This window comes from Arthrobacter sp. 05T420, assembly GCF_056396305.1.
On the sequence record NZ_JBFTLG010000009.1, the window covers coordinates 68268 to 89768 of the forward strand.

General features: G+C 69.2%; 16 protein-coding genes. 8 read left to right on the forward strand and 8 right to left on the reverse strand.

The window, feature by feature from the left end:
• Window positions 1-2 precede the first annotated feature (2 nt).
• The gene (locus tag AC1DEM_RS10480; RefSeq protein ID WP_476884305.1) at window positions 3-5216 is read left to right on the forward strand and encodes an Lhr family helicase; all 5214 of its coding nucleotides are present in this window, start codon (window positions 3-5) and stop codon (window positions 5214-5216) included.
• A complete protein-coding gene (locus AC1DEM_RS10485; protein ID WP_476884306.1) occupies window positions 5209-6087 on the forward strand; it encodes a DNA-formamidopyrimidine glycosylase family protein in 879 nt (292 codons plus the stop codon). Before AC1DEM_RS10480 ends, AC1DEM_RS10485 begins: the two co-directional genes overlap by 8 nt.
• 15 nt (window positions 6088-6102) lie before the next feature.
• Here the strand turns inward: AC1DEM_RS10485 and yczE are convergent, their stop codons facing one another.
• Complete coding sequence (gene yczE / locus AC1DEM_RS10490; protein ID WP_476884307.1) at window positions 6103-6783, reverse strand: membrane protein YczE; 681 nt, start codon at window positions 6781-6783, stop codon at window positions 6103-6105.
• Window positions 6784-6844: 61 nt separating this feature from the next.
• On the opposite strand from yczE, the gene yczR reads away from it, so the two are divergent.
• Window positions 6845-8407 (forward strand): MocR-like transcription factor YczR, encoded by a 1563-nt coding sequence (yczR, locus tag AC1DEM_RS10495; protein ID WP_476884308.1) that lies wholly within the window; start codon window positions 6845-6847, stop codon window positions 8405-8407.
• A 203-nt stretch (window positions 8408-8610) separates the two neighbouring features.
• On the opposite strand, the gene AC1DEM_RS10500 is transcribed toward yczR, so the two are convergent.
• Both AC1DEM_RS10500 and AC1DEM_RS10505 read right to left on the reverse strand, forming a co-directional pair.
• A complete protein-coding gene (locus tag AC1DEM_RS10500) occupies window positions 8611-9303 on the reverse strand; it encodes an SRPBCC family protein (RefSeq protein ID WP_476884309.1) in 693 nt (230 codons plus the stop codon).
• Complete coding sequence (locus tag AC1DEM_RS10505) at window positions 9296-10006, reverse strand: helix-turn-helix domain-containing protein (RefSeq protein ID WP_476884310.1); 711 nt, start codon at window positions 10004-10006, stop codon at window positions 9296-9298. The genes AC1DEM_RS10500 and AC1DEM_RS10505 overlap by 8 nt, the downstream gene beginning before the upstream one ends.
• A gap of 290 nt (window positions 10007-10296) precedes the next feature.
• Here AC1DEM_RS10505 and AC1DEM_RS10510 point away from each other — a divergent pair, with 290 nt between their 5' ends.
• Window positions 10297-11280: an RluA family pseudouridine synthase gene (locus AC1DEM_RS10510; RefSeq protein WP_476884417.1), complete on the forward strand. Its 984-nt coding sequence runs from the start codon at window positions 10297-10299 to the stop codon at window positions 11278-11280.
• Window positions 11281-11307: 27 nt separating this feature from the next.
• Window positions 11308-11943 (forward strand): DedA family protein, encoded by a 636-nt coding sequence (locus AC1DEM_RS10515; protein WP_476884311.1) that lies wholly within the window; start codon window positions 11308-11310, stop codon window positions 11941-11943.
• A gap of 13 nt (window positions 11944-11956) precedes the next feature.
• Here the strand turns inward: AC1DEM_RS10515 and AC1DEM_RS10520 are convergent, their stop codons facing one another.
• The 3 genes from AC1DEM_RS10520 to AC1DEM_RS10530 all read right to left on the reverse strand — a co-directional run bounded on the left by AC1DEM_RS10520 (window position 11957) and on the right by AC1DEM_RS10530 (window position 16042).
• The gene (locus tag AC1DEM_RS10520) at window positions 11957-12262 is read right to left on the reverse strand and encodes a hypothetical protein (RefSeq protein ID WP_476884312.1); all 306 of its coding nucleotides are present in this window, start codon (window positions 12260-12262) and stop codon (window positions 11957-11959) included.
• Window positions 12263-12385: 123 nt separating this feature from the next.
• Window positions 12386-15199 carry a phosphoenolpyruvate carboxylase gene (gene ppc / locus AC1DEM_RS10525; RefSeq protein WP_476884313.1) on the reverse strand — a complete coding sequence of 938 codons (2814 nt, stop codon included), beginning with the start codon at window positions 15197-15199 and terminating at the stop codon, window positions 12386-12388.
• Window positions 15200-15361: 162 nt separating this feature from the next.
• Window positions 15362-16042, reverse strand: a complete 681-nt coding sequence (locus tag AC1DEM_RS10530) for an NADPH-dependent F420 reductase (protein WP_476884314.1) — start codon at window positions 16040-16042, stop codon at window positions 15362-15364.
• A gap of 193 nt (window positions 16043-16235) precedes the next feature.
• Between AC1DEM_RS10530 and AC1DEM_RS10535 the strand changes: the two genes are divergently transcribed.
• Entirely contained in the window at window positions 16236-16856 is a 621-nt protein-coding gene (locus AC1DEM_RS10535) for a TetR/AcrR family transcriptional regulator (RefSeq protein ID WP_476884315.1), read from the forward strand.
• 78 nt (window positions 16857-16934) lie between these two features.
• Entirely contained in the window at window positions 16935-17795 is an 861-nt protein-coding gene (locus AC1DEM_RS10540; protein WP_476884316.1) for a DUF1684 domain-containing protein, read from the forward strand.
• Window positions 17796-17832: 37 nt separating this feature from the next.
• Here the strand turns inward: AC1DEM_RS10540 and AC1DEM_RS10545 are convergent, their stop codons facing one another.
• A complete protein-coding gene (locus AC1DEM_RS10545; RefSeq protein ID WP_476884317.1) occupies window positions 17833-19113 on the reverse strand; it encodes an acyl-CoA dehydrogenase family protein in 1281 nt (426 codons plus the stop codon).
• Window positions 19110-19961, reverse strand: coding sequence for an SDR family NAD(P)-dependent oxidoreductase (locus AC1DEM_RS10550; RefSeq protein ID WP_476884318.1), 852 nt, complete (start codon window positions 19959-19961; stop codon window positions 19110-19112). The genes AC1DEM_RS10545 and AC1DEM_RS10550 overlap by 4 nt, the downstream gene beginning before the upstream one ends.
• A 193-nt stretch (window positions 19962-20154) precedes the next feature.
• Here AC1DEM_RS10550 and AC1DEM_RS10555 point away from each other — a divergent pair, with 193 nt between their 5' ends.
• Window positions 20155-21351 carry a glycoside hydrolase family 76 protein gene (locus AC1DEM_RS10555; protein WP_476884319.1) on the forward strand — a complete coding sequence of 399 codons (1197 nt, stop codon included), beginning with the start codon at window positions 20155-20157 and terminating at the stop codon, window positions 21349-21351.
• Window positions 21352-21501: the final 150 nt, after the last annotated feature.

Sequence of the window (21501 nt, forward strand, 5' to 3'; positions counted from 1 at the left end):
GAATGAAGGGGCAGGAGCTCTCCGGAGGCACGCTCGAGGCAGACGCCATGGACCGGTTCAGCCGGCCGACCAGGGACTGGTTCCTGGGTGCTTTTTCCGCGCCCACTCCGGCCCAGAATGGCGCCTGGAATGCGATCTCTTCCGGTGCGCACGCCCTCGTCGTCGCCCCCACCGGTTCGGGTAAGACGCTCGCCGCGTTCCTCTGGGCGCTGGACCGGCTGCTAGTTTCCGCCCCCGCCGAGCCCGAGGCGCTGCCCGGTCTGGACGCGGCGGCCAAGGGCGGCAGCGGGACGGCCGCGCGGACAAATTCAGCCCGGCGGAAGGCAGCCCAGCGGAAGACCCGCGTGCTGTATATTTCCCCGCTCAAGGCGCTTGGCGTCGACGTCGAACGCAACCTCCGCGCGCCGCTGATCGGCATCACGCAGACCGCGAAACGCCTGGACCTACCTGCCCCGCTCATCACCGTGGGCGTCCGGTCCGGGGACACGACGGCGTCCGACCGCCGCTCGCTGCTCAGCCACCCGCCCGACATCCTCATCACCACCCCGGAATCCCTTTTCCTGATGCTGACGTCCAAGGCGCGCGAGACCCTCACCGAGGTCGACACGATCATTGTCGACGAGGTCCACGCCGTCGCCGGCACCAAGCGCGGCGCGCATCTGGCGGTATCGCTGGAACGGCTTGACGCGCTGCTGCCCAAGCCCGCCCAGCGCATCGGGCTGTCGGCCACCGTGGAACCCAAGGAGCTGGTGGCGCAGTTCCTCGCCGGTTCCGCGCCGGTGGAAATTGTGGCCCCTCCGTCGCGGAAGAACTGGGACCTGACCGTCTCTGTCCCTGTGGAGGACATGTCCGATCTCCAGGGCGCCGCCGGGGCCTTCGACTCCGGTCCGGCCTCCGGGCTCCAGCCGCAGGCGTCCATCTGGCCCCATGTGGAGGAGAAAATCGTGGACCTGGTGCTGGCCAACCAGTCCACCATCGTGTTCGCGAACTCCCGCCGCCTCGCCGAACGGCTGACCGCCCGGCTCAACGAGATCTACGCCGAACGCCAGCTCATGGCGGCCGGCGGCGACTGGACAGACTTTGGTGCCGGCGCGCCGGACTTCGACGCCGTACCGGCCGCGACACCGAATGCGGCGGCTAATACGGTGCCAAGAACGGCGGCCAAAGCCGTATCGAGTACAGCACCGTCCGGCGGTACGGCCGCACAGCCCACATCCACCGCCACACCGGCGCACATGATGGCCCAGGCCGGCAGCACCGCCGGCGCCGATCCCGTGCTGGCCCGCGCGCACCACGGGTCCGTGTCCAAGGACCAGCGCGCCCTGATCGAAGACGACCTGAAATCCGGGCGGCTGCGCTGTGTGGTGGCCACGTCCTCCCTCGAGCTTGGCATCGACATGGGTGCGGTGGACCTGGTGGTACAGGTCGAATCGCCGCCCTCGGTGGCCAGCGGCCTGCAGCGGGTGGGCCGCGCCGGCCACCAGGTCGGCGAGATCTCCCAGGGCGTCCTGTTCCCGAAGCACCGCGCCGACCTCGTCCACACGGCCATCACCGTGGAGCGGATGCTTGAGGGCAAGATCGAGCGGCTCAGCGTGCCGGCCAACCCGCTGGACATTTTGGCCCAGCAAACGGTCGCCGCCACCGCGCTGGGTGCCATCGACGTGGAGGAGTGGTTCACCACGGTGCGGCGGTCCGCGCCGTTCGCCTCGCTCCCCCGCTCCGCGTTCGAGGCCACCCTGGACCTTCTGGCCGGACGGTACCCCTCGGACGAATTCGCGGAACTTCGTCCTAGGGTCATCTGGGACCGGAACGCCGGGACCATCGAGGGCCGTCCCGGCGCGCAGCGGCTCGCCGTCACCTCCGGAGGGACCATCCCGGACCGCGGGCTGTTCGGCGTCTACATCATCGGCACCGAGGTCGAGGGCACCGGCGCTTCAGGCGGTGCCAGTTCGGACGGCAGGGCCGCCAGCCCGGCCGCCGCGGCGGCCAAGGGCGGCCGCAGGGTGGGCGAACTCGACGAGGAAATGGTCTACGAATCCCGGGTGGGCGACATCTTCGCCCTCGGCGCCACGAGCTGGAAGATCGAGGACATCACGCATGACCGTGTCCTGGTCTCGCCCGCGTTCGGCCAGCCTGGCAAGCTCCCCTTCTGGAAAGGCGACTCCCTCGGCCGGCCCGTGGACCTGGGCCGCGCCCTCGGCGCGTTCATGCGCGAACTGGCGGCTTCCGACGTCGGGCCGGCAACCCAGCGCTGCAAGGCCAGCGGACTGGACGACTACGCCGCGAACAACCTGATCCAATACCTCGCCGAACAACGGCTTGCCACCGAGGTGGTCCCCAGCGACACGACCCTCGTGGTGGAGCGCTTCCATGACGAGCTCGGCGACTGGCGCGTGGTGCTGCACAGCCCCTTCGGCATGCCCGTGCACGCGCCGTGGGCCCTGGCCGTGGGCCAGCGCCTGCAGCAGCGCTACGGGATGGACGGCTCGGCCATGGCCGCCGACGACGGCATCGTGCTGCGCGTGCCCATGATGGAGGACGAGCCGCCGGGCGCCGAGCTGTTCCTGTTCGACCCCGAGGAAATCGAGCAGATTGTGACAGCGGAGGTCGGTGGCAGCGCCCTGTTCGCCTCCCGGTTCCGCGAGTGCGCCGCCCGCGCTCTGCTCCTGCCCCGGCAAAATCCCGGCAAGCGGCAGCCTTTGTGGCAGCAGCGGCAGCGTTCGGCGCAGCTGCTGGATGTTGCCAGGAAGTACCCGACGTTCCCGATTGTCCTCGAGACGGTCCGGGAGTGCCTGCAGGATGTCTATGACCTTCCGGCGCTGAAGGACATCGCCGCCGCGGTGGAACGCCGCGAGCTCAGGATCGTCCAGACCACCACCCAGCAGCCCTCCCCGTTCGCGAAGTCTTTGCTCTTCGGCTACGTGGCCCAGTTCCTCTACGAGGGCGACTCCCCGCTCGCGGAGCGCCGCGCCGCCGCTCTGGCCCTCGACTCCACCCTGCTCAATGAGCTCATGGGCCGCGTGGAGCTGCGCGAACTGCTCGATGTGAAGGTCATCGAGGCCACCGAGCGCGAACTCCAGCGTCTGGCCCGGGACCGACAGGTGCGCGGGTTGGAGGGCGTGGCGGACCTCCTGCGCCTTCTGGGTCCGCTCGCGCCGGATGAAGTCGCCGCCCGCCTGGAGCCGGTGGCGGGCCCAGCCCTGCCGGGCGAAACCGCCGGGTCCGCCCCGGCTGCTGAGCCGGCCGAAGGCCCTGCGGTGCTGCCCGTCGAAACGCCGACGGGGCTGCCCGTCGAAACCCCGGCGACGGAGGCCGAAGCCGCCGCTCACCTGATGGCCCTGCAGCGCGCCAACCGGGCCATCAAGGTCAACATCGGAGGAATCGAACGCTTTGCGGCGGTCGAGGACGCCGCCCGGCTCCGGGACGCTCTCGGCGTACCGCTGCCCATGGGTGTGCCTTTGGCGTTCATCGAACCGGTCGCTGACCCCCTCGGCGACCTCGTCTCGCGCTACGCCCGCACGCACGGGCCCTTCACCGCCGCCGAGGCCGCGGCGCGGCTGGGACTCGGCGTCGCCGTCGTCGGCACGGCGCTGAAGCGGCTGGCCGCGGATGGCCGTGTGGTGGAAGGCGAGTTCCGCCCGCACGCTACGCCACCGGCAGTTACGTCGGATAGCACAGCAGCAAGTGTTCAGGAATCGGAAGATGCGGAATCCGGTGGTGAGGGGCCGGTCGTTCTGCCAGTTGCTCTGCCGGTTGTTCTGCCTCTGGCCAGTGTGAGCGAATGGTGCGACGCCGAGGTCCTCCGCAAACTGCGCCGCCGTTCGCTCGCCGCGCTCCGGGCCGAAGTCGAGCCCGTGGACACCGCCGCCTACGGCCGGTTCCTTCCCGCCTGGCAGAACGTGCGGACCCCCGGCGGCCGGGGGCAGTCGGCGCTCCGTGGCCTGGACGGCATCATCACGGCCATCGACCAGCTCTCCGGCGTGCCCATTCCGGCCTCCGCGTGGGAACCGCTTGTCCTGGCCAGCCGCGTCTCCAACTACCAGCCGGCCATGCTGGACGAGCTCATGGCCGCCGGCGAAGTCCTCTGGTCCGGTGCCGGCTCATTGCCAGGCAACGACGGCTGGGTCAGCCTGCACCTCGCCGATTCGGCCGAGCTGACGCTGAACCCTGCCATCGACTTCGAACCCGGCGATGCGCAGCGGCGGCTCCTCGAACACCTGCAGAACAACGGCGGCGGCTACTTCTTCCGGCAACTGACCGAAGTTGCCGGCGGCATGGATTCCGTGCTGAGCGACCAGGACGTGGTAACCGCCCTCTGGGATCTCGCCTGGGCGGGCCGGATTACCGGCGACACTTTCGCCCCCGTCAGGGCCCTGATCGCCGGCGGCCACACCGCGCACCGGCAGGTGGGGCGCGCCCCACGGGCCCGCGCGCCGCGGCTCAGCCGGCTCGGCCGGGCGCACGGCACCGGCCTGCTGGGATCGCCGGGTCTCACCGGCGGCCGGTACGGCTCCGTGACCGGCACCGCGCCCGCACCCCCGCTCGCCGCGGGACGCTGGTCCGCGCTGCCCTCCCCGGAACTCGATCCCACTATCCACGCCCGGGCCACCGCGGAACTGCTCCTGGACCGGTACGGCGTTCTCACCCGCGGCTCGGTCATGGCGGAAAACATCCTCGGCGGCTTCGGCCTCATGTACAAAGTGCTGGCCCGGCTCGAGGAAGCCGGACGCTGCCGCCGCGGCTACTTCATCGAACACCTCGGTGCGGCGCAGTTCGCCGTTCCGGCCACGGTGGACCGGCTGCGGTCCTACGTCGAGGACGCCCAGCTGCACAAGGCCGAGCCGGTGGCCCTGGCCCTCGCCGCGACGGATCCCGCCAACCCCTACGGCGCCGCGCTCCCGTGGCCTGGGCTGAACGTCGACGCCGGCACCGGCCACCGCCCCGGCCGGAAGGCCGGCGCCCTGGTGGTCCTGGTCGACGGCGCTCTGGTCCTGTATGTGGAGCGGGGCGGCAAGACCCTGCTCGCCTTCAGCGACGACACCGAGGTCCTGGCCGCTGCCGGTGCGGCTCTAGTGGGCGTGGTGACCCGCGGGGCCGTGGACAAGCTGATCATGGAAAAGGTCAACGGCCACGGCATCCTGGACACCCCGGTGGCAGACGCGCTCGCCCAGGCCGGGGCCTACTCCACGCCGAAGGGACTGAGGATCCGTGCCTGAGGGCGATTCCGTGTTTCGCGCCGCGGCGCAACTGCACGCAGCACTGGCCGGGAAGGAACTGATCTCGTCCGATTTCCGGGTACCGCGCTTCGCCACGCTCAAGCTCGGCGGCTGGACCGTGGCCGAGGTGATCCCCCGCGGCAAGCACCTGCTGATGCGGGTGCAGGGCCCGACGCCGAAGGACCGGCTCACCATCCACTCACACCTGAAGATGGAGGGCAGCTGGCAGCTCTACCCGTCCGGGGGCCGCTGGCGGAAGCCCGGCTTCACCGCCCGCTGCGTGCTGCGCACCGCCACCGCCGACGCCGTCGGATTTTTCCTCGGCATTCTTGAGGTGGTCCGCACCGACCAGGAGGACTCCATCGTCGGACACCTCGGGCCGGATCTGCTGGGCCCGGACTGGGACGCTGTCGAGGCCGAACGCCGGCTGCTCGCGGCGCCGGACATGCCCATCGGCGTCGCCCTGCTGGACCAGAGCAAGCTGGCGGGGATCGGGAACATCTACCGGTGCGAGGCCTGCTTCCTCGCGGGCGTCCATCCGGCGTCGCCCGTCTCCGCGGTGCAGGATCTTGCCGCCATCATCACCGATGCCCAGGTCCTGCTCTCCGCCAACCTCGGTCCGGGCCGCCGGACCACGGTGCTGAACGCGCGGGGCGTGCCCGTGGGCCGCACCGCCGGTCGTCCCGGCTACTGGGTCTACCGGCGCGAGCATCAGCCGTGCCTGAAATGCGGCACGCCGATCCGCCGCGGAATCCTTGGCCGGGACAACGGCACGGGCACCTTCACGGAGGAACGGGACATCTACTACTGCCCCACGTGCCAGCCCCTGCCGGCCGCCGGGACAGCCACCGAGACAGAGAGCGTCAGCTGACGGGATCCGGGGGGATCAGCCGGTCCGGCCGCTGGATGCGGTTGCCGGGACGGCCGCCCCGGCCACGCCAGCAATGTCAGCAGCTTCAGTTTCAGTCGCGGCCCCGGAGACGGTCCGCACTTCCGGAACCGTGAACCGCGGCAGCAACAGCTGGACCAACGGGCCAATCGCCAGCGCGTACACCACTGTGCCCACACCGACCGAACCGCCCAGCAGCCAGCCGGCGCCGAGAACCACCACTTCAATGCCGGTCCGGGATGTCCGCACGGACCAGCCCGTGCGCCGGGCGAGTCCCGTCATGAGTCCATCCCGGGCTCCGGGGCCGAGGCGGGCGCCGATGTAGCAGGCCGAGGCGATGCCGTTGAGCAGGATGGCCCCCGCGAGCATTCCGATCTGGCCGCCTAGGTGCGAGAACTCCGGTATGAGGGCCAGTCCGACGTCGGCGAACACACCCACCAGCACGGCGTTGCACAGCGTGCCGACGCCGGGCCACTGACGGAGCGGAATCCAGAGGAGCAGGACGAGGAAGCTGACGATCACCACCACCGTGCCGATGCTCAGTCCGGTCTTGACCGCGAGTCCCTGGTGGAAGACATCCCAGGGATCCAGTCCCAGTCCGGCCCGGATGAACATCGCGAGCGAAACGCCGTACATGGCGAGGCCAACAAGGAGCTGAAGAAGTCTGCGGGTCAACATGGTTTCCATCCTCCACGAAAACTGGCCTTGCAATCCATAGCCAGTTTGAAATACTGGCTTTATGCCTGTCTCTTTGACTCCGGGGTCGCTGGCCCGACTGCTGGGCGAGTGGAACGTCGGCGCCGCCCCCGCCTACCGCGAGCTGGCCGACGTCGTCCGCCTGCTCATCCTCGACGGCCGCGTCGGACTCGACGTCGCCCTGCCGAGCGAGCGATCGCTGGCAGCGACCCTTGGCATCAGCCGGACCACGGTGACCGCGGCATACGCCCTGCTGCGCGAGCAGGGCTTCCTCAGCAGCGGCCAGGGCAGCCGGAGCCGGAGCTGCATCCCGAGCCAGGGGCCCGCGCATGCAGGTGGTCATGACGGCGCCCTGCGGCTGAGTGGCGCGCCCGGCCTGGCCGTGCCGGACGGGATCCTGGACCTGGCCTATGCCTCCCTGCCCGCCAGCGGCGAAGTGGTGCACCGGGCCTTTGCCGCGGCACTGACTGAGCTGCCGGCGCTGTTGCCGGGCTTCGGCTACGACGCCCTGGGCGTGGGTCCGCTCCGCGAAGCCATCGCGGCCCGGTACACCGCCGCCGGCGTTCCGACAACGGCCGCACAGATCCTGGTCACCTCGGGCGCCCAACATGCGTTGAACATTGTGCTCCGCACGTTGGCCGGCCGCTCGGGGACCAAAGTGCTGGTGGAACACCCGAGCTACCCGAACGCCCTCGACGCGATCCGGGCGGCGGGCGGCCGCCCGGTCCCGGTGGCCATGCCCGCCGCGCATCCCACCGGCCACGCCGGCGCAGTCGGTAACGGCCCAGCACGTAACGGCCCGGGGCCCGACAACACTAATTCGAATGCACCGGCCGGCTGGGACCTCGAAGCCATGGAATCGGCGCTGCTGCAGCAGCGGCCCGCGATGGCCTACGTGGTGCCGGACTTCCACAACCCGACCGGCCGGCTGATGCCCGATTCCCAGCGCCGCCGCCTCGTGAAGGCGGCCACGGCGTCGGGCACCGTTCTCGTGGCAGACGAGACGCTGCGGGAGCTGAACCTCGACGGCGCCGTCTCGACCCCCATGGCCGCATTTAGCCCGGCCGTGGTCTCCCTAGGTTCCCTCAGCAAATCGCACTGGGCAGGGCTGCGCACGGGCTGGATCCGCGCCAGCGAGTCGCTCATCCAGCGATTCGCGGCCGCACGCACCATCATGGACCTGGGCGGGCCCGTTGTGGAACAGCTCGCCGCGGCACACCTGGTCAACGCCATGACGGAGCCGCTCCCTGCCCGGCTCGCCGAGTTGCGCGGCAACCGAGACACGCTGCTGGAACTGATCCGCGCGCACCTGCCGGGCTGGGAGCCGGAATGGCCCGACGGCGGACTGTCCGTCTGGTGCCGACTTCCGATGCCGATCAGCACGGCTTTGGCAGTGGTGGCCCCGGACTTCGGGATCCGGCTGGCCGCGGGGCCCCGGTTCGGCGTCGGCGGCGCGTTCGAGCAATACCTGCGGCTGCCGTTCACCCTGCCGCCGGAGCAACTGGAGACGGCCGTCCTGGCATTGCGTTCGGCCCAGGACCGGCTGGACGGCGCGCCGCAGCTAAGGCGCAATCTGTCAGCCCCGCCGGCCGCTGCCATCGCCTGAACCGAGACCGGTAGGGCCGCCCTGGCGACGCAGGAACTTCCCTGCACTGCGCAAATGCCCTAGTGACGCAGGTTCTCTCCTGCGCTGCGCAAATGCCCTGTCGACGCACGTTCTTCCCGCGCTGCGCATATGCCCTGCCGACGCCCGAATCCGGGTGTCGGCAGGGCATATGCGAGTCGCCAGACTAGATGCGCGTCGCGAGCCTAGGCGTAGATATCCGTCAGGAACCCGGCCCAGGCGTTCGCCGTCGCCGTCGCGTCCCCGCTGCCGCTGAAGTCGTGCACGGTCATTCCCACCGGTGCGCCGAAGACGTTGCGCCCGAAGAAGCGGTACATCGTGTCCACCGTCCGCAGGCCGAGGAAGTTCTCATTCGAGAAGTCGACTTCGCCGGTGAGCGACCCGACGCCGTCGAGCTCCAGCTGCACCGTCTCCCCCTGGTCCGAACCGGCGACACCAAGGGCCCTCTTGAGCCGGTCGAAGCCGTCCGGGGTCTGCGACGCGGCGGGTGCCTGGACGTCGGTGAAGACCACCCGCTTGCCGTCGAAGTACTTCAGGTACTGGCCCAGGGTGTGCAGATAGAACGCCGTGTGCTTGCTGGCGCCGTCGTACTGCTCATCCCAGTTGTCCGCGAAGATGCCGCTGTGCACATAGTGCAGCCGGGCGCGGCCGCCGTCGAGCGGTTCCAGGACGTGCTCCAGCTGGTTGAACCAGCCGTCCGGTCCATCCATCCGGGAGACGAGATGGGAGGGGTACTCGTCAACGGTCCGGACGGCCGGCCATTGGTCCGTGGGGAACATCCACGCCGGGGTGTCCTTGGTAACGGCCTCCCACACCCGCTCGGGCGTACCGGGCAGTTCGCTGTCGTAGACGATTTCGAATTTCCGTTTGTCAGTCATTGTCCTGCTCCTTGGCTTGTGGGTTTGCAGCTTGTGGGTGGGTAGTGCGCGGGCCAGCGTGTGGTTCTGGGTGCGCTGCCTTGGGTGGGGGCGCCTTTAGCGAGGGGTGGAGCGCGACGACCAGCCGGTGTTTGCGGCCGGCCGGCCGGGCAGCTGCCGGCGCACCTGGCGGGGGGTCTCCTCCACTGTCGTGGTACTTGTCCACGAGCAGGGTCACGGCGGCGCCGAGCTCCTCGGCGAAGGCCGCCCGGTCCGCTGCCGACCGGAAGGTGATCTCGCCGTCGATGGCAAAGGTGGCGAGTTTCTGTCTGGCCGCGGCCGCCCCGGCGATCAGCTGGCCCACCTCCTGGACCATGCGGGCGGCGAGCGCCAACAGCCAGAAGGCGGAAAAGCGGTCCGAGAACCTGCGCGGGTCCGGCGCCACAGAGGCCAGGGCCGCCGGCGAAATCAGGTACGACGCCGCCGTCGCCTGCAGGATGCGTTCGGTCACGTTGCCGCGCCGTCGCTCCTCGACGAGCTCAACAAGCCCATGCCGCTCGAGGGCCTTGAGGTGGTAGTTCACCTTCTGCCGCGGCAGGCCCACCTTGGTGGCGAGCTGCGTCGCGGAGCCGGGCTCGGCCAGCTCGCGCAGGATCCGCGTCCGGATCGGGTCAAGCGAAGCCTCCGCCGCGGCCGGATCCTCAATCACTCCGATGTCCAACATGCTTCAAGCATGCCAGCCGACAATTTTATTTGTCAAGAACTTTTTTCTCGTCGGTGGGAGGATGCGGGCGCGGCCTCGCGAGTTCGCCGCAAGCCTTCGAGGTCGCCGGAACTTTCCGGCGAACTGGAACCTTTCCGGCGAACTGGAGCCTCGGACGGGGCGGATCGGGCAGCGGTGGAGCCTCGGACGGGGGCGGATCGGGCAGCGGGGGCGGTCGGGCAGCGCCCGCGCCTCGCAGCAGGGGAGGCGCCGGGGCGGGGCAGGAGCCGGGCAAGTAGAATGGTCGGGTGATGCAATCCCCTCTCCCCGTGCGCGACGGCGTCAATGCAACGCGCCTGCGCCTGCCGGACGACGGACCCTGGGAGACCGCGCTGGACTACATGATGCACCGCTGGGGGCACATCGACCCGCAGGGCATCGAGGACCGGTTCGACGCCGGCGAGATCGTAGGCGAGGCCGGGATAGCCTTGGACCGCACAACACCGATGCAGGACCATACGTTCATCTGGTACTACCGCAGCCTGCCGCCGGAGACCCGGATCCCGGTGGAGCTCAACATCTTGCACCAGGACGATCACCTGTTGGTCGTCGACAAGCCGCACTTCCTGCCCACCACCCCCGGCGGGACGTACATCCAGGAATCGGCCCTGGTCCGACTCCGGAACCAGCTCGGCCTCCCGGACCTGATCCCGATGCACCGCCTCGACCGCATGACCGCCGGCATCCTACTGCTCTCCACAAACCCCGAGACCCGGGGCAAGTACCAGGTGCTCTTCGAAAAGCGCCAGGTCCAGAAGGAATACGAGTGTGTAGCCGCCGCAGAGCCGGCGCCGGGCCACCCCACCGTGGACTTCCCGGTGGTAGTGCGGAACCGGATGACCAAGTCCCGCAGCTACCTGCTGGCCGAGGTGGTTGACGGCGAGCCCAACGCGGAAACCCGCATCGAGCGCCTGCACACGTTTGGCGCACCCGACGGCGGACCGCACGCCGCCACAGACAGCGCACCCCACAGCGCACCCGACGTCGGCCCCCAACGCCGCGCGCTGTACCGGCTGGAGCCGCACTCGGGAAAGACGCACCAGCTCCGCGTGCACATGGCCTCACTGGGGCTGGGGATCGTCAACGATGCGTTCTACCCGGAACTGCTGGACAAGGCCCCGGACGACTACACCAAGCCGCTGCAGCTGCTGGCCCGCGGGATCCGCTTCGTCGACCCCATCTCGGGGACCCCGGTGGAGTACCGCAGCAGACTGGAACTCAGCGAGGCACGCTAGCGGCTGGAAGTGCGGTACCTTGTGCCCATGGACTTCGGAAATGCGGACAGCTGGGGCGCCGCAATCTATTTCTGGATCTTCCCCCTCGTGATCGGCGATGCGATTTTCCCGCCTCTTCCCTCTGAAATGGTCGTCATCACCGGCGGCGCGCTCTCGGCAGAGGGCCACATCAATGCCTTCCTCGTGATTCTCCTGGCCGCGGTCGCCTCGTGGCTCGGCGACCTTCTCGTCTTCCAGCTCTTCAAGCGCCGGCTGAGCCACGTTCTCGACCGCTGGAAATGGGGCCTGTGGTTCCACGCGGCCGTGCACGCGGCGATAGCGAAGGCAGGCCGTTCCTCCACGTACGGAGCGATCATCGGTATCCGCTTCATCCCCGGAGGGCGGTTGGCGACGACGGCCGCGGCGGGCATTGCGAACGTCTCGACGCGCGGGTTCAGCCTTTGCGCGGCCATCGGCGGCCTGCTCTGGGCAAGCTGGTCCGTGGCGCTGGGCTATTTCACGGGCTCCGCCACCGGGCTCCCGTTCTGGGCGAGCTCCCTGATCGGGGTCGGCGTCGGCCTGGCGATCGGCGCCATCGTGGGCGTGATCGTCACGCGGCGCCGCGGCAGCCGCTCCCCCGTGGAGACCGCCGCGGCCGACCCGGACGAGGAACTGGACTTTTAGACGCCCGACTTTTTTAGACGGGTGCCCACCGGCCGCGGCTGCGGCGCAGGACGGTCAGTGCTCCGGTGAGCGCAACGCGTTCGACGGCGTCGCGCATCATGGCTGCCGACTCCAGCGCCTGGCGGTTTTCCGCGCTGTACGCGGTGGCATCGACCAGGAAGCGCAGGTTCAACTGAGGCACGCCGCCGGCGAGCTCAAGCTGGTGCGATTCGACGTGGTGCCGCGTCCCGAGCGCCTCGATGGCCGCGGCCATGACCGCTTCTGGAGCGGTGCCCGGCTTGAGCCCGGTGATCTTGAGTCTGGTCTGGAACGACGGCATGGAACAACCCTAGCCGCCCCCTCAGCCCCGGAGGGAACGGCCGGATGCACGCGGCCGCTCCCGTACGTCCCGAGGCACAGGAACTGAGGGACTGGAACCTTGGGAGCCCCGGAAGGGTGCAGGCTACCCGGTGTTGCGCAGCCCGGCGGCGACTCCGTTGACCGTGATCAGCATGGCCCGCTGGAGGCGCTCGTCGATCTCGGCACCGGACATGCCCGCCGCGGCCTCGGCCCTAACGCGGCGGAGCAGTTCCACCTGCAGGTAGCTGATGGGGTCGAGGTACTGGTCCCGGATCTCCAGGGATCGCTTCAGGGTGGGCTGGGCGTCGAGGATCACGTGCTCACCCGTGAGGTTCTGGATTTCCGCGACGGTGAGCTCATACTCGTCCCGAATGGCACGGAACAGGTGGTGCAGCTCCTCCGGTACCAGGGTGGAGACGTAGTAGCCGGCAATGTCCATGTCCGTCTTCGCCAGAGTCATTTCCACGTTGGACAGCACCGAGCGGAAGAAGTGCCAGCCCTCGATCATCTCCTTGAGCTGGGCCGAATTTCCGGCCTGGCGCGCGGCCTTGAGGCCGGAACCCACACCGAACCAGCCCGGCACGATCTGCCGTGACTGCGTCCAGCCAAACACCCACGGGATGGCCCGCAGCCCCTCCAGGCCGGCGCCGGAATCGGGCCGCTTGGACGGACGGGATCCGATGTTCAGGGATCCCAGCTGCTCCACCGGGGTGGAGGCCATGAAGTAAGCGGGCAGGTCGGGGTCCTCAATCAGCGTGCGGTAGCGCGCAAACGCGGCGTCGGAGACGGTTTCCATGACGTCGCCGTAACGCACGCGCTGGTCCTCGGAGGTCCGCGGCGCGCGGTGCAGGGCCGAGCCCTGCATCACCGCGGCGAGGGAGAGCTCGAGGTTTTCGCGCGCCAGCTCCGGCAGGGAGTACTTGTCCGAGATGACCTCGCCCTGCTCCGTGAACTTGATCTCGCCCTCGAGCACGCCGTTGGGCTGGGCCATGATGGCGTCGTAGGTCGGGCCGCCGCCGCGGCCCACCGAGCCGCCGCGGCCGTGGAAGAGGCGCACGCGGACGCCGTGTTTCGCGGCCACGTCCCGGAGCTTGCGCTGGGTCTTGTAGATTTCCCACTGGCTGGTCATGACGCCGGATTCCTTGTTGGAGTCCGAGTAACCGAGCATGATCTCCTGCACGTCGCCGCGGAGCCGGACCAGTTCACGGTAGGAAGAATCGGAGAGCAGCTGGTCCACGATCTCGGCCGAGGCACGGAGCTCGTCGACGGTCTCCAGCAGCGGCGCGAAGCCGATCTTGGCGTAGGGCGCCTCGCCGAAGATGCTGACCAGGCCGGCTTCGCGGGCCAGCACGGCCGCGGCCAGGACGTCGTCCGCGCCGCGGGTCATGGAGATGATGTAGGTCTCGATCACGTCGGGGCCGTAGGTGCGCAGGGCACGCCGGATCTCCCGGAAGACGTCGTACGTGCCGTCGGCGACGCCGTCGAGCTTGATCGGGTGGCCGGAGAGCGGGCGCCGGGACGCAAGCTCCGAGCCCAGCACCTCGAGCCGCTCGGCGCGGCTGAGTTCCGCATACCGGACACCGGGGCCGCCAAGGCGGTCCATGAGCTGCCCGACGGCGTCGTGGTGGTGGTCGGCGTGCTCACGGATGTCCAAGGTGGCCAGGTGCAAACCGAACGAGGCGATGGCGCGGCGGACCCGGGACAGGGCGCCGTCGGCGGCGAGAGCGGCGTGGTGGTTCCGCAGCGACCGTTCCAGCAGGCCGAGCTCGGAGAGGAGCTCCCCGGTGGCGGTGTAGTCGCGGCCGGGCTCGTGCGCGGATCCGGCCGCTACGCGCCGGCCGGTGTTGATCAGCTTGGCCTTGATGCAGGTCAGTTTGAGCCGGTACGGCTCCTGCGCGTTCAGCTCGAGGACGCGGCGGTCTAGGCCGGGAAGGTTCCCCAGGTCGACGTCGATCGAGTCCAGGAGTTCCGGGTCCGCCCCGGCCAGCGCGGTCGAGTTGGACAGGATGGAGATCAGGCCGTCGATCAGGCCGATGCTGATCCGTACGGCGTGCTGGTTCTGGATCTGGAGGATTTCGCGGGTGACGGCGGCGGTGACGTTGGGGTTACCGTCCCGGTCCCCGCCGATCCAGGAGCCGAAGCGGATCGGGGCCTTCTCCGGCGGCAGCGTGACGCCGTGCTCGGCCAGCAGCTCAGAGAGGTCCGAGAGCATTTCCGGCATGGCGTCGCTGAGGATGCCGGTGAGGTAATAGATGGCGTTCCGGGCCTCGTCCACGGGGGTGGGCCGGACCTGTCGGAGCTCGTCCGTCTGCCACATCTGGTCGATCACTTCGGACAGGTGGCGGTCCTGACGGCGGCGCGCGGATGTGCCCTCCGCGGTGGATTCGGACAGGATGTCCGAGAGCCGCCGGATTTTGTCCAGCACGGAGCGGCGGGAGGCCTCGGTGGGGTGTGCGGTGAAGATGGGCCGGACGTCGAGTTCGTTGACGACTTCCTGCAGCACGGAGTTGCCGGCCTGGTCCGCGATCTCCTCGACGGCTTTGGCGAGCCAGCCATCCTTCTCCTGCCGGGTGCGCAGCCCGCGGACCCGGTGGACCTGCTCGGCGGCGTTCGCGAGGTGGAAGTAGAACGCGAACGCGCGGACCAGGTCGGTGGCCTGGTCCAGCGGCAGGGATCCGAGCAGCTCGCGGACCTGGGCGACGACGTCGTACGAGCTCCACGGCCCGGTGGCGTCGGCCCCGCCGCGGGCGGCCTCTTTGGATTCCTTGGTCAGCAGGCGCACCTGCTCGACGAGGTCCAGGAGCTCGGGCCCGTGCTGGCGGACCAGGGATTCGCCGAGGAGGGTGGAGACCCGGCGGACATCAGCCCGGAGTTCGGCGGCAAGATCGGTGTCGGAATGCATTGCAGTGTCAGCCATGGAAACTATCTTTCGAGGGTTCGACTTGGCTCGTACACTGCGCTGGATACTGTGAGCCCGATTACTTCTTCCCATGGGATGTTACCTGCAGGCACTCCCGGCCGGAATTCCGTCTCAGATAGTGTCAGGCCCCGCGGCACCGCCCCGGCAGGGCCAGTTCAGTTAGCGCGCGACCTTGAAATTGAACTCGCCTGTGCCCAGCGCACCCCAGAGGCGCAGCCAGATCGGCAGCAGCATTTCCGGGCCGCGGGCACTGGTGATATCCCCGAGGTCGATCACGTCGCGGTGGCCGAAGCCCTTGAGAAGTTCCGTCACGGCGGCCTTCGCGTCGGCGTCGTCCCCGGAGACAAACACCGAGTGATCGCCGCCGGCCACGCTCGCCGGATTCACCATCACCGACGCCGTCATGGTGTTGAGGGTTTTCACCACCCGGGCATGGGGGAAGGCCCGCTGGATCTGCTCGGCGAGGCTGTCCGTGTTCACCGGGTTCAGCGACGGCGGCATGCCCTGCGAGAAGTCCAGCGGATTGGAGACGTCCATGATGACTTTGCCGGCGAGGTTCCCGGTGCCCGCGGCGGCCAGAGCCGCCAGGGACCCGCCGCCCTGCGTGGCGTTGACGATCAGCTCTGCGCCGGCCGCCGCGTCAGCAAAGTCTGCGAGGCCGATTCCGGTGTGCGCGGCCTGCCACTGGGCGAACGGCGCGGTGCCCATCCTGTCCGGATCGGCCCGGGCGAGCGTCGCCTGCGGGTCGCGGGTGCCGATCACGACGTCGTGCCCCAGGCCCGCGAGTGCGCCGGCAATCGTGCGCCCCACCGTGCCGGTTCCCAGTACTGCAATCTTCATGGCGTCCTCGATTCCGCTCACCAGGAGCTCACCCCAAACCCGCAGGTAGACAGGTCCGTCTACCCCTTGGACCCGACGCTAGCAGACAGACCTGCCCGCAACAAGACATCCGGGCCGCGCAGGTCGAAGCCTGACGGGCCGCACGGGGCCGCACGCCCGGGTGTAGACAGACTTGTCTGTGTACGATGGTGTCATGACGCTGCCAGCAGCCACTGCCCCGCCGGCTGCCCGCACCCCCGCCGGGCATGCCAGGGAGAAAATCCTGGCCACGGCCTTCCGGCTCTTCTATGCCCACGGCTTCCGGGCCGCCGGCATCGACACCATCATCGCCGAGTCGGGCGTCGCGAAAGCCACGTTCTACAAGTACTTTCCGGCCAAGGACGACCTCATCCTGGCCTATCTGGAAAAGGTCGACGGCATCTGGACAAGGCAGCTTCACGCCGCCGCCGAGGCCGCAGGCGAAGACCCGGCCGCGCAGCTCGTGGGCCTGTTCGATGCCCTGACAACCGCCTGCCGCCGCGACGGCTACCGCGGCTGCGCCTTCATCAACGCCGCCGCCGAGTCGGCCGCCGGCACCCGGGTCCACGACCGGACCGTGGCCCACAAACGGCAGATCCGCGCCTGGATCCGGGACCTGGCCGTCCGCGCCGGCGCCCGGGACCCGGACCGGCTCGCCCGCAGCCTGACCCTGCTGCTCGACGGCGGCCTGGCCAGCGGGGTGCTCGACGGCGACCCGGACGCGGCCACCGCCACCGGAGCCACCGCGGCCCAACTCGTGGCTGCCAGCCTCAGAATCCCACCCACCCCCAACTGACTAGCAGCAGGGGCCGTTCTGAGGCCTCAAAACGGCCCCTGCTGCCAGCTAGTTGGGCTGATACCCCTGGAGGTACCCATGACCGCTCCTGAACCCGGGACAGGTTCGACGCGAACAACTGAGGCCGCGGCCGACCCGCAGCTTGCCCGCTGGCAGCGCTTCCGGAACAGCCGGAACGCGGCCCTTGCCAGCGACCACGGCTGGCTGACACTGACCTCGTTCCAGTGGCTCGAGGACCGGCCGGCCGCCGTCGAGCTCGCCCCCGGGCTCTGGTCCAATGACGGCACGACGGCGTTCCTCACCGCCGCCGTATCCGACGGCCTGACCCTTGTGGATACCGGCGATCCCGTGGACGGCACCATCAGCGCCGTGCTCTCGGACGAGGAATCCCTCATGTGGGTCCAGTACGGCGGCGACGACGGCCGCCAAGTGGTGGTGGAGCTCGCCATGCGGGCGGACAAGTACGCCATCCGCACGCGCGACTCCCGGTCCCCCGCATTGACCGAGTTCGACGGCGTGCCCACCTTCGACTTCCGCCCGGACCTGGTGGTGGAGGCCCGGTTCGCGCCCTATCCCGAGCCCGTGGACGTCCCAATCGGCACCGCCAACCCGCTGGTGGACGGGGTTCACCGCTCGGTGGGAGAACTCGTCTTCCGGCTTCCCGGCACGGACCACGAATTCCACCTGCAGGCCGAGGAGGAGAAGCTCGGCGCGTTGACGGTGACGTTCCACGACGAGACCAATGGGGAATCGACCGACGAGTGGCGGAAAGTCTCCACCGCAAAGCCTCGGCCTGACGGAAGTGTGGTCCTGGATTTCAACCGGGCCATCAACTACCCCAGCGCCTTCACCCCGTACGGCACCTGCCCCATGCCGGTGAAGAACAACAGCCTCGACTACCGGATCGCGGCCGGCGAGAAGGAGCCCGGGGTCTTCTAGACGGCCGCTTCTAGCCGGTCACACTCCAGATGACCTTTTACACGATCGCGGACACTCCGGTGACGGCACGCCCCGTAATCAGCGTGTTGATCTCGAACGAGCCCTCGTAGGTGTAGATCGCCTCGGCATCGGAGAAGATCTTGGCCATCCGGTAGTCGGTGACGATCCCGTTGCCGCCCAGCAGGGACCGGCCCATCGCCACGGTTTCGCGCATCCGGGCGCTGACATAGGACTTGGCGAGGGCCACCTGCGGCATGTCCGCCGCGCCCTGGTCCTGCAGCTGCGCGATCCGGACCATCATGCCCATGCTGGCCACGGCGTTGCCGAGCATGGTCACCAGCTGCTGCTGAACCAGCTGGAACTTTGCCAGCGGGCGGCCGAACTGCTGACGTTCGACGGCGTACTGCCGCGCGACGTCGAACGCGGCGAGCTGCTGCCCCACGCCCTGCCAGGCCACCATGATCCGGGAACCGCGCAGGAGCTCGTTGGTGTCCTCGAAGCTCCTGATGCCGGCGAAGCGGTCCGTTTCGGCCACGCGGACGTCGGTGAAGACAATGTCCGCGTTCTGCACCGTGCGCAGGGCAATCTTGTTCTCGATCCGGCTCCGGCTCACGCCCGGCAAGGTGGCGTCGACGATGAAGCCGCGGATGCCGCCGTCGGCCTCGTCCCGGGCCCAGACCAGCATGTAGTCGCAAAACGTCCCGTTGCCGATCCAGCGCTTGGCGCCGTTGAGCACCCAGGCATCGCCGCCGTCGGCCGCGCCGCCGGGGACCCGCCGGGCCCGGGTTTCCATGCCGCCGGCAACGTCCGAGCCGTGATCCGGTTCCGTGAGGGCAAAGGCGCCGGTGGTGCGAAGGTTCGCCGCGTCCTCGAGCAGGCGAGCCTTCTGCTCCTCGGAGCCGAAGCCGTAGAGCGACTCCACGAAGAGGTCATGGTGGACCAGGAAGAAGGTGGCGAGCGAGGTGTCCACGCGGGTCATCTCGGCGATGACGATTCCGGCGAACAGGTTGCTGTAGCCGCGCTGGGCCGGGGCGCTTAGCTCCAAGGCGGCCAGCTTGGGAAGGATGTGGGCCGGGAATTCTGCCTTGTTCCACCAGTCGGTGGCGAAGGGGGCGACCTCGACGGCCAGGAAGTCCCGCAGCTGTACCAGTTTGGCCCGCTCCGCCGCGTTGAGCAGGGATTCGTAGTCGAAGAAGTCAGCCGTGGGGAGCCCTGCGGTGGATGGTGCGGCCACAGGGGGTGCGGCCGCAGACGGTGCGTCCGTCGCGCCCAGCCCTGTCCCGGTCACTCCGGAACCGGACATTCCAGACCAGGTCATTTCGGGCCCATTCGGATGGCGCCGTCGAGGCGGATGGTTTCGCCATTGAGCATGGCGTTCTCCACAATGTGGGCGGCAAGGTTCGCGTATTCGGCGGGGCGGCCCAGCCGCGAGGGGTGCGGCACCTGTTGGCCCAGGGAGTCCTGCGCCTCCTGCGGCAGCCCTGCCATCATGGGGGTCTCGAAAATGCCAGGTGCAATGGTGACCACCCGGATCAGCGAGCGCGCCAGTTCGCGGGCGATCGGCAACGTCATGGCGGCCACGGCACCCTTGGAAGCGGCGTAGGCGGGCTGGCCGATCTGGCCGTCGAACGCGGCAACGGAGGCGGTGTTGATGATGACTCCGCGTTCCGGGCCGCCGAGTTCGGTGGCGGCGGGTTCGGTGGCTGCCATGGCGGCCGCGGCGAGGCGGATCACGTTGAAGGTGCCCACCAGGTTGATCTGGATGACGCGGTTGAAGGCCTCCAGCGGCAGCACGCCGTCACGGCCCAGGACCTTGCCTGGGGTCGCGATCCCGGCACAGTTGACCACGATGCGCAGCGGGCCCAGGGCGGCGGCGGCATCGACGGCGGCCCGCACCTGCACCTCGTCCGTGACGTCGGCGGGGACGAAGACGGCGGTGCGGCCGCCATTGGCCGCGGAGGCACCGGCGGCGGGAGCGGCACCGGCACCGAGAGCGGCGGCACCAGCGGCGGAGGCTGTCAGTTCGGCGGCAAAGGCGTCCCCGGCGGAACCCGGCAGGTCCACGAGCACCACCGACGCACCGGCGTCGAACAGGCGCCTGGCCGTGGCCGCTCCAAGACCCGAGGCCCCGCCCGTGATCAGTGCGACAGTACCCTTGATGTCCATGCATCCTCCTTGATGTGGAACCGAACCCCGGCCGCGAGGCCTCAACGCGGACGGCGCCTGAAGCACCGGTCCGCCGGGAACATTAGTTAGTGAATGTTAACTGGAATGCGGCCGTTGCGCACCTTTGGGCGCACCCGCCGACGGCGCGGTCACGATCGCGGTCCGGACGGGCTCCCGCGATTAGGCTGGGCTCATGACCCGACCCGACACCTCCGCCCCCAACTGGTCCTTCCGCGCGGACGAGGCCGCCCGCTCGGTGACCAGGCTTTTCGGGCAGCGGCTCTTTTTCCTGCCGGGAACCCACATCGCCGCGATCTTGCGGCCGTCCGGCCGGCTGAAGAATTTGTCCCGGCCCTGGCACTACTGGTGGCAGGCACACTACCTGGACTGCCTCGTGGACGCCGGCCGGCGGGAACTGGGCTCGCCCGGGCGTCCGGGCGCCAAGTTCGACGGCGAGAACCGGCCCAGCGCCGGCCGCCTCGCCTCCCGGCTCGTCACCGGCATCCGGCTGCGCAATTTCCTCACGGTGGTCAACAACTACTACGACGACATGGCCTGGCTGGCCCTGGCCACGCTCCGGCTGGACAAGCTCGCCGAGGACACCCGCAAAAACACCGGCCGGGGACGCAACGCCAAGGTCCTGCAGAGCCTGACCCTGCAGTTCGACTCCGCGTCCACCGACGACCTCGGCGGCGGCACGTTCTGGAGCACGAAGCGCGATTTCAAGAACACGCCCGCCACCGCACCGGTGGCCCTCCACTACGCGCGGACGGGCAACCCGGACAAGGCGCAGGCACTGCTGGACTGGCTGGACGCCAGGCTCTACGAGCCCGGGCAGGGCCTCTACCGGGACGGCCTGCGGATTTCCGGCACGGGCGACGTGGTGCTGGAAGAGACCATCTACACCTACAACCAGGGGCCCGTGCTCGGGGCCCTGCTGGAACTTGGGGGCGAGGCGAACCTCGGACGTGCGGCCGCACTGGTGGAAGCCGTGGCAAGCAACCTCACGCATCCGGCCCCGCTGCTGGGGCGCACCGCCGCGGTGCTGCGCTGCGAGGGAACAGGCGACGGCGGACTCTTCACCGGGATCCTCGTCCGCTATCTGGCCCTTGCCGCCGTCGACAAACGGCTGCCCGCCGAAACCCGGGCCACGGCGGCGGCACTCGTGAACGATACCGCCGAGGCCCTCTGGGAAGGCCGCCGGATCCTCCCGCCGCAGGACCGCCTCGCGCGCCCCGGCAGCCACCTCATCTTCTCCGACCGCACCGAACTTCCGGCTCGCCGCAGCTATCCGGAGGGCGCCGCCGTCGAGCTGTCCACACAGCTCCAGGCCTGGATGGTGCTGGAGGCGGCCGCATCGATCGCTGCGGCCGCCGCACCGCAACCCTGACCAATTAGGTCACGCAACAGTTTCGTAATTCATGTGATCCTCATCACTTATGGCGCCTTCAGGTTGGTCGCTTAGGTTTGGCTAACCTACAGTCTTTCGTAGTGAGCATGCCCTAACTTCCCCGCTCACGGGGGTCCGGGCACCGACGAC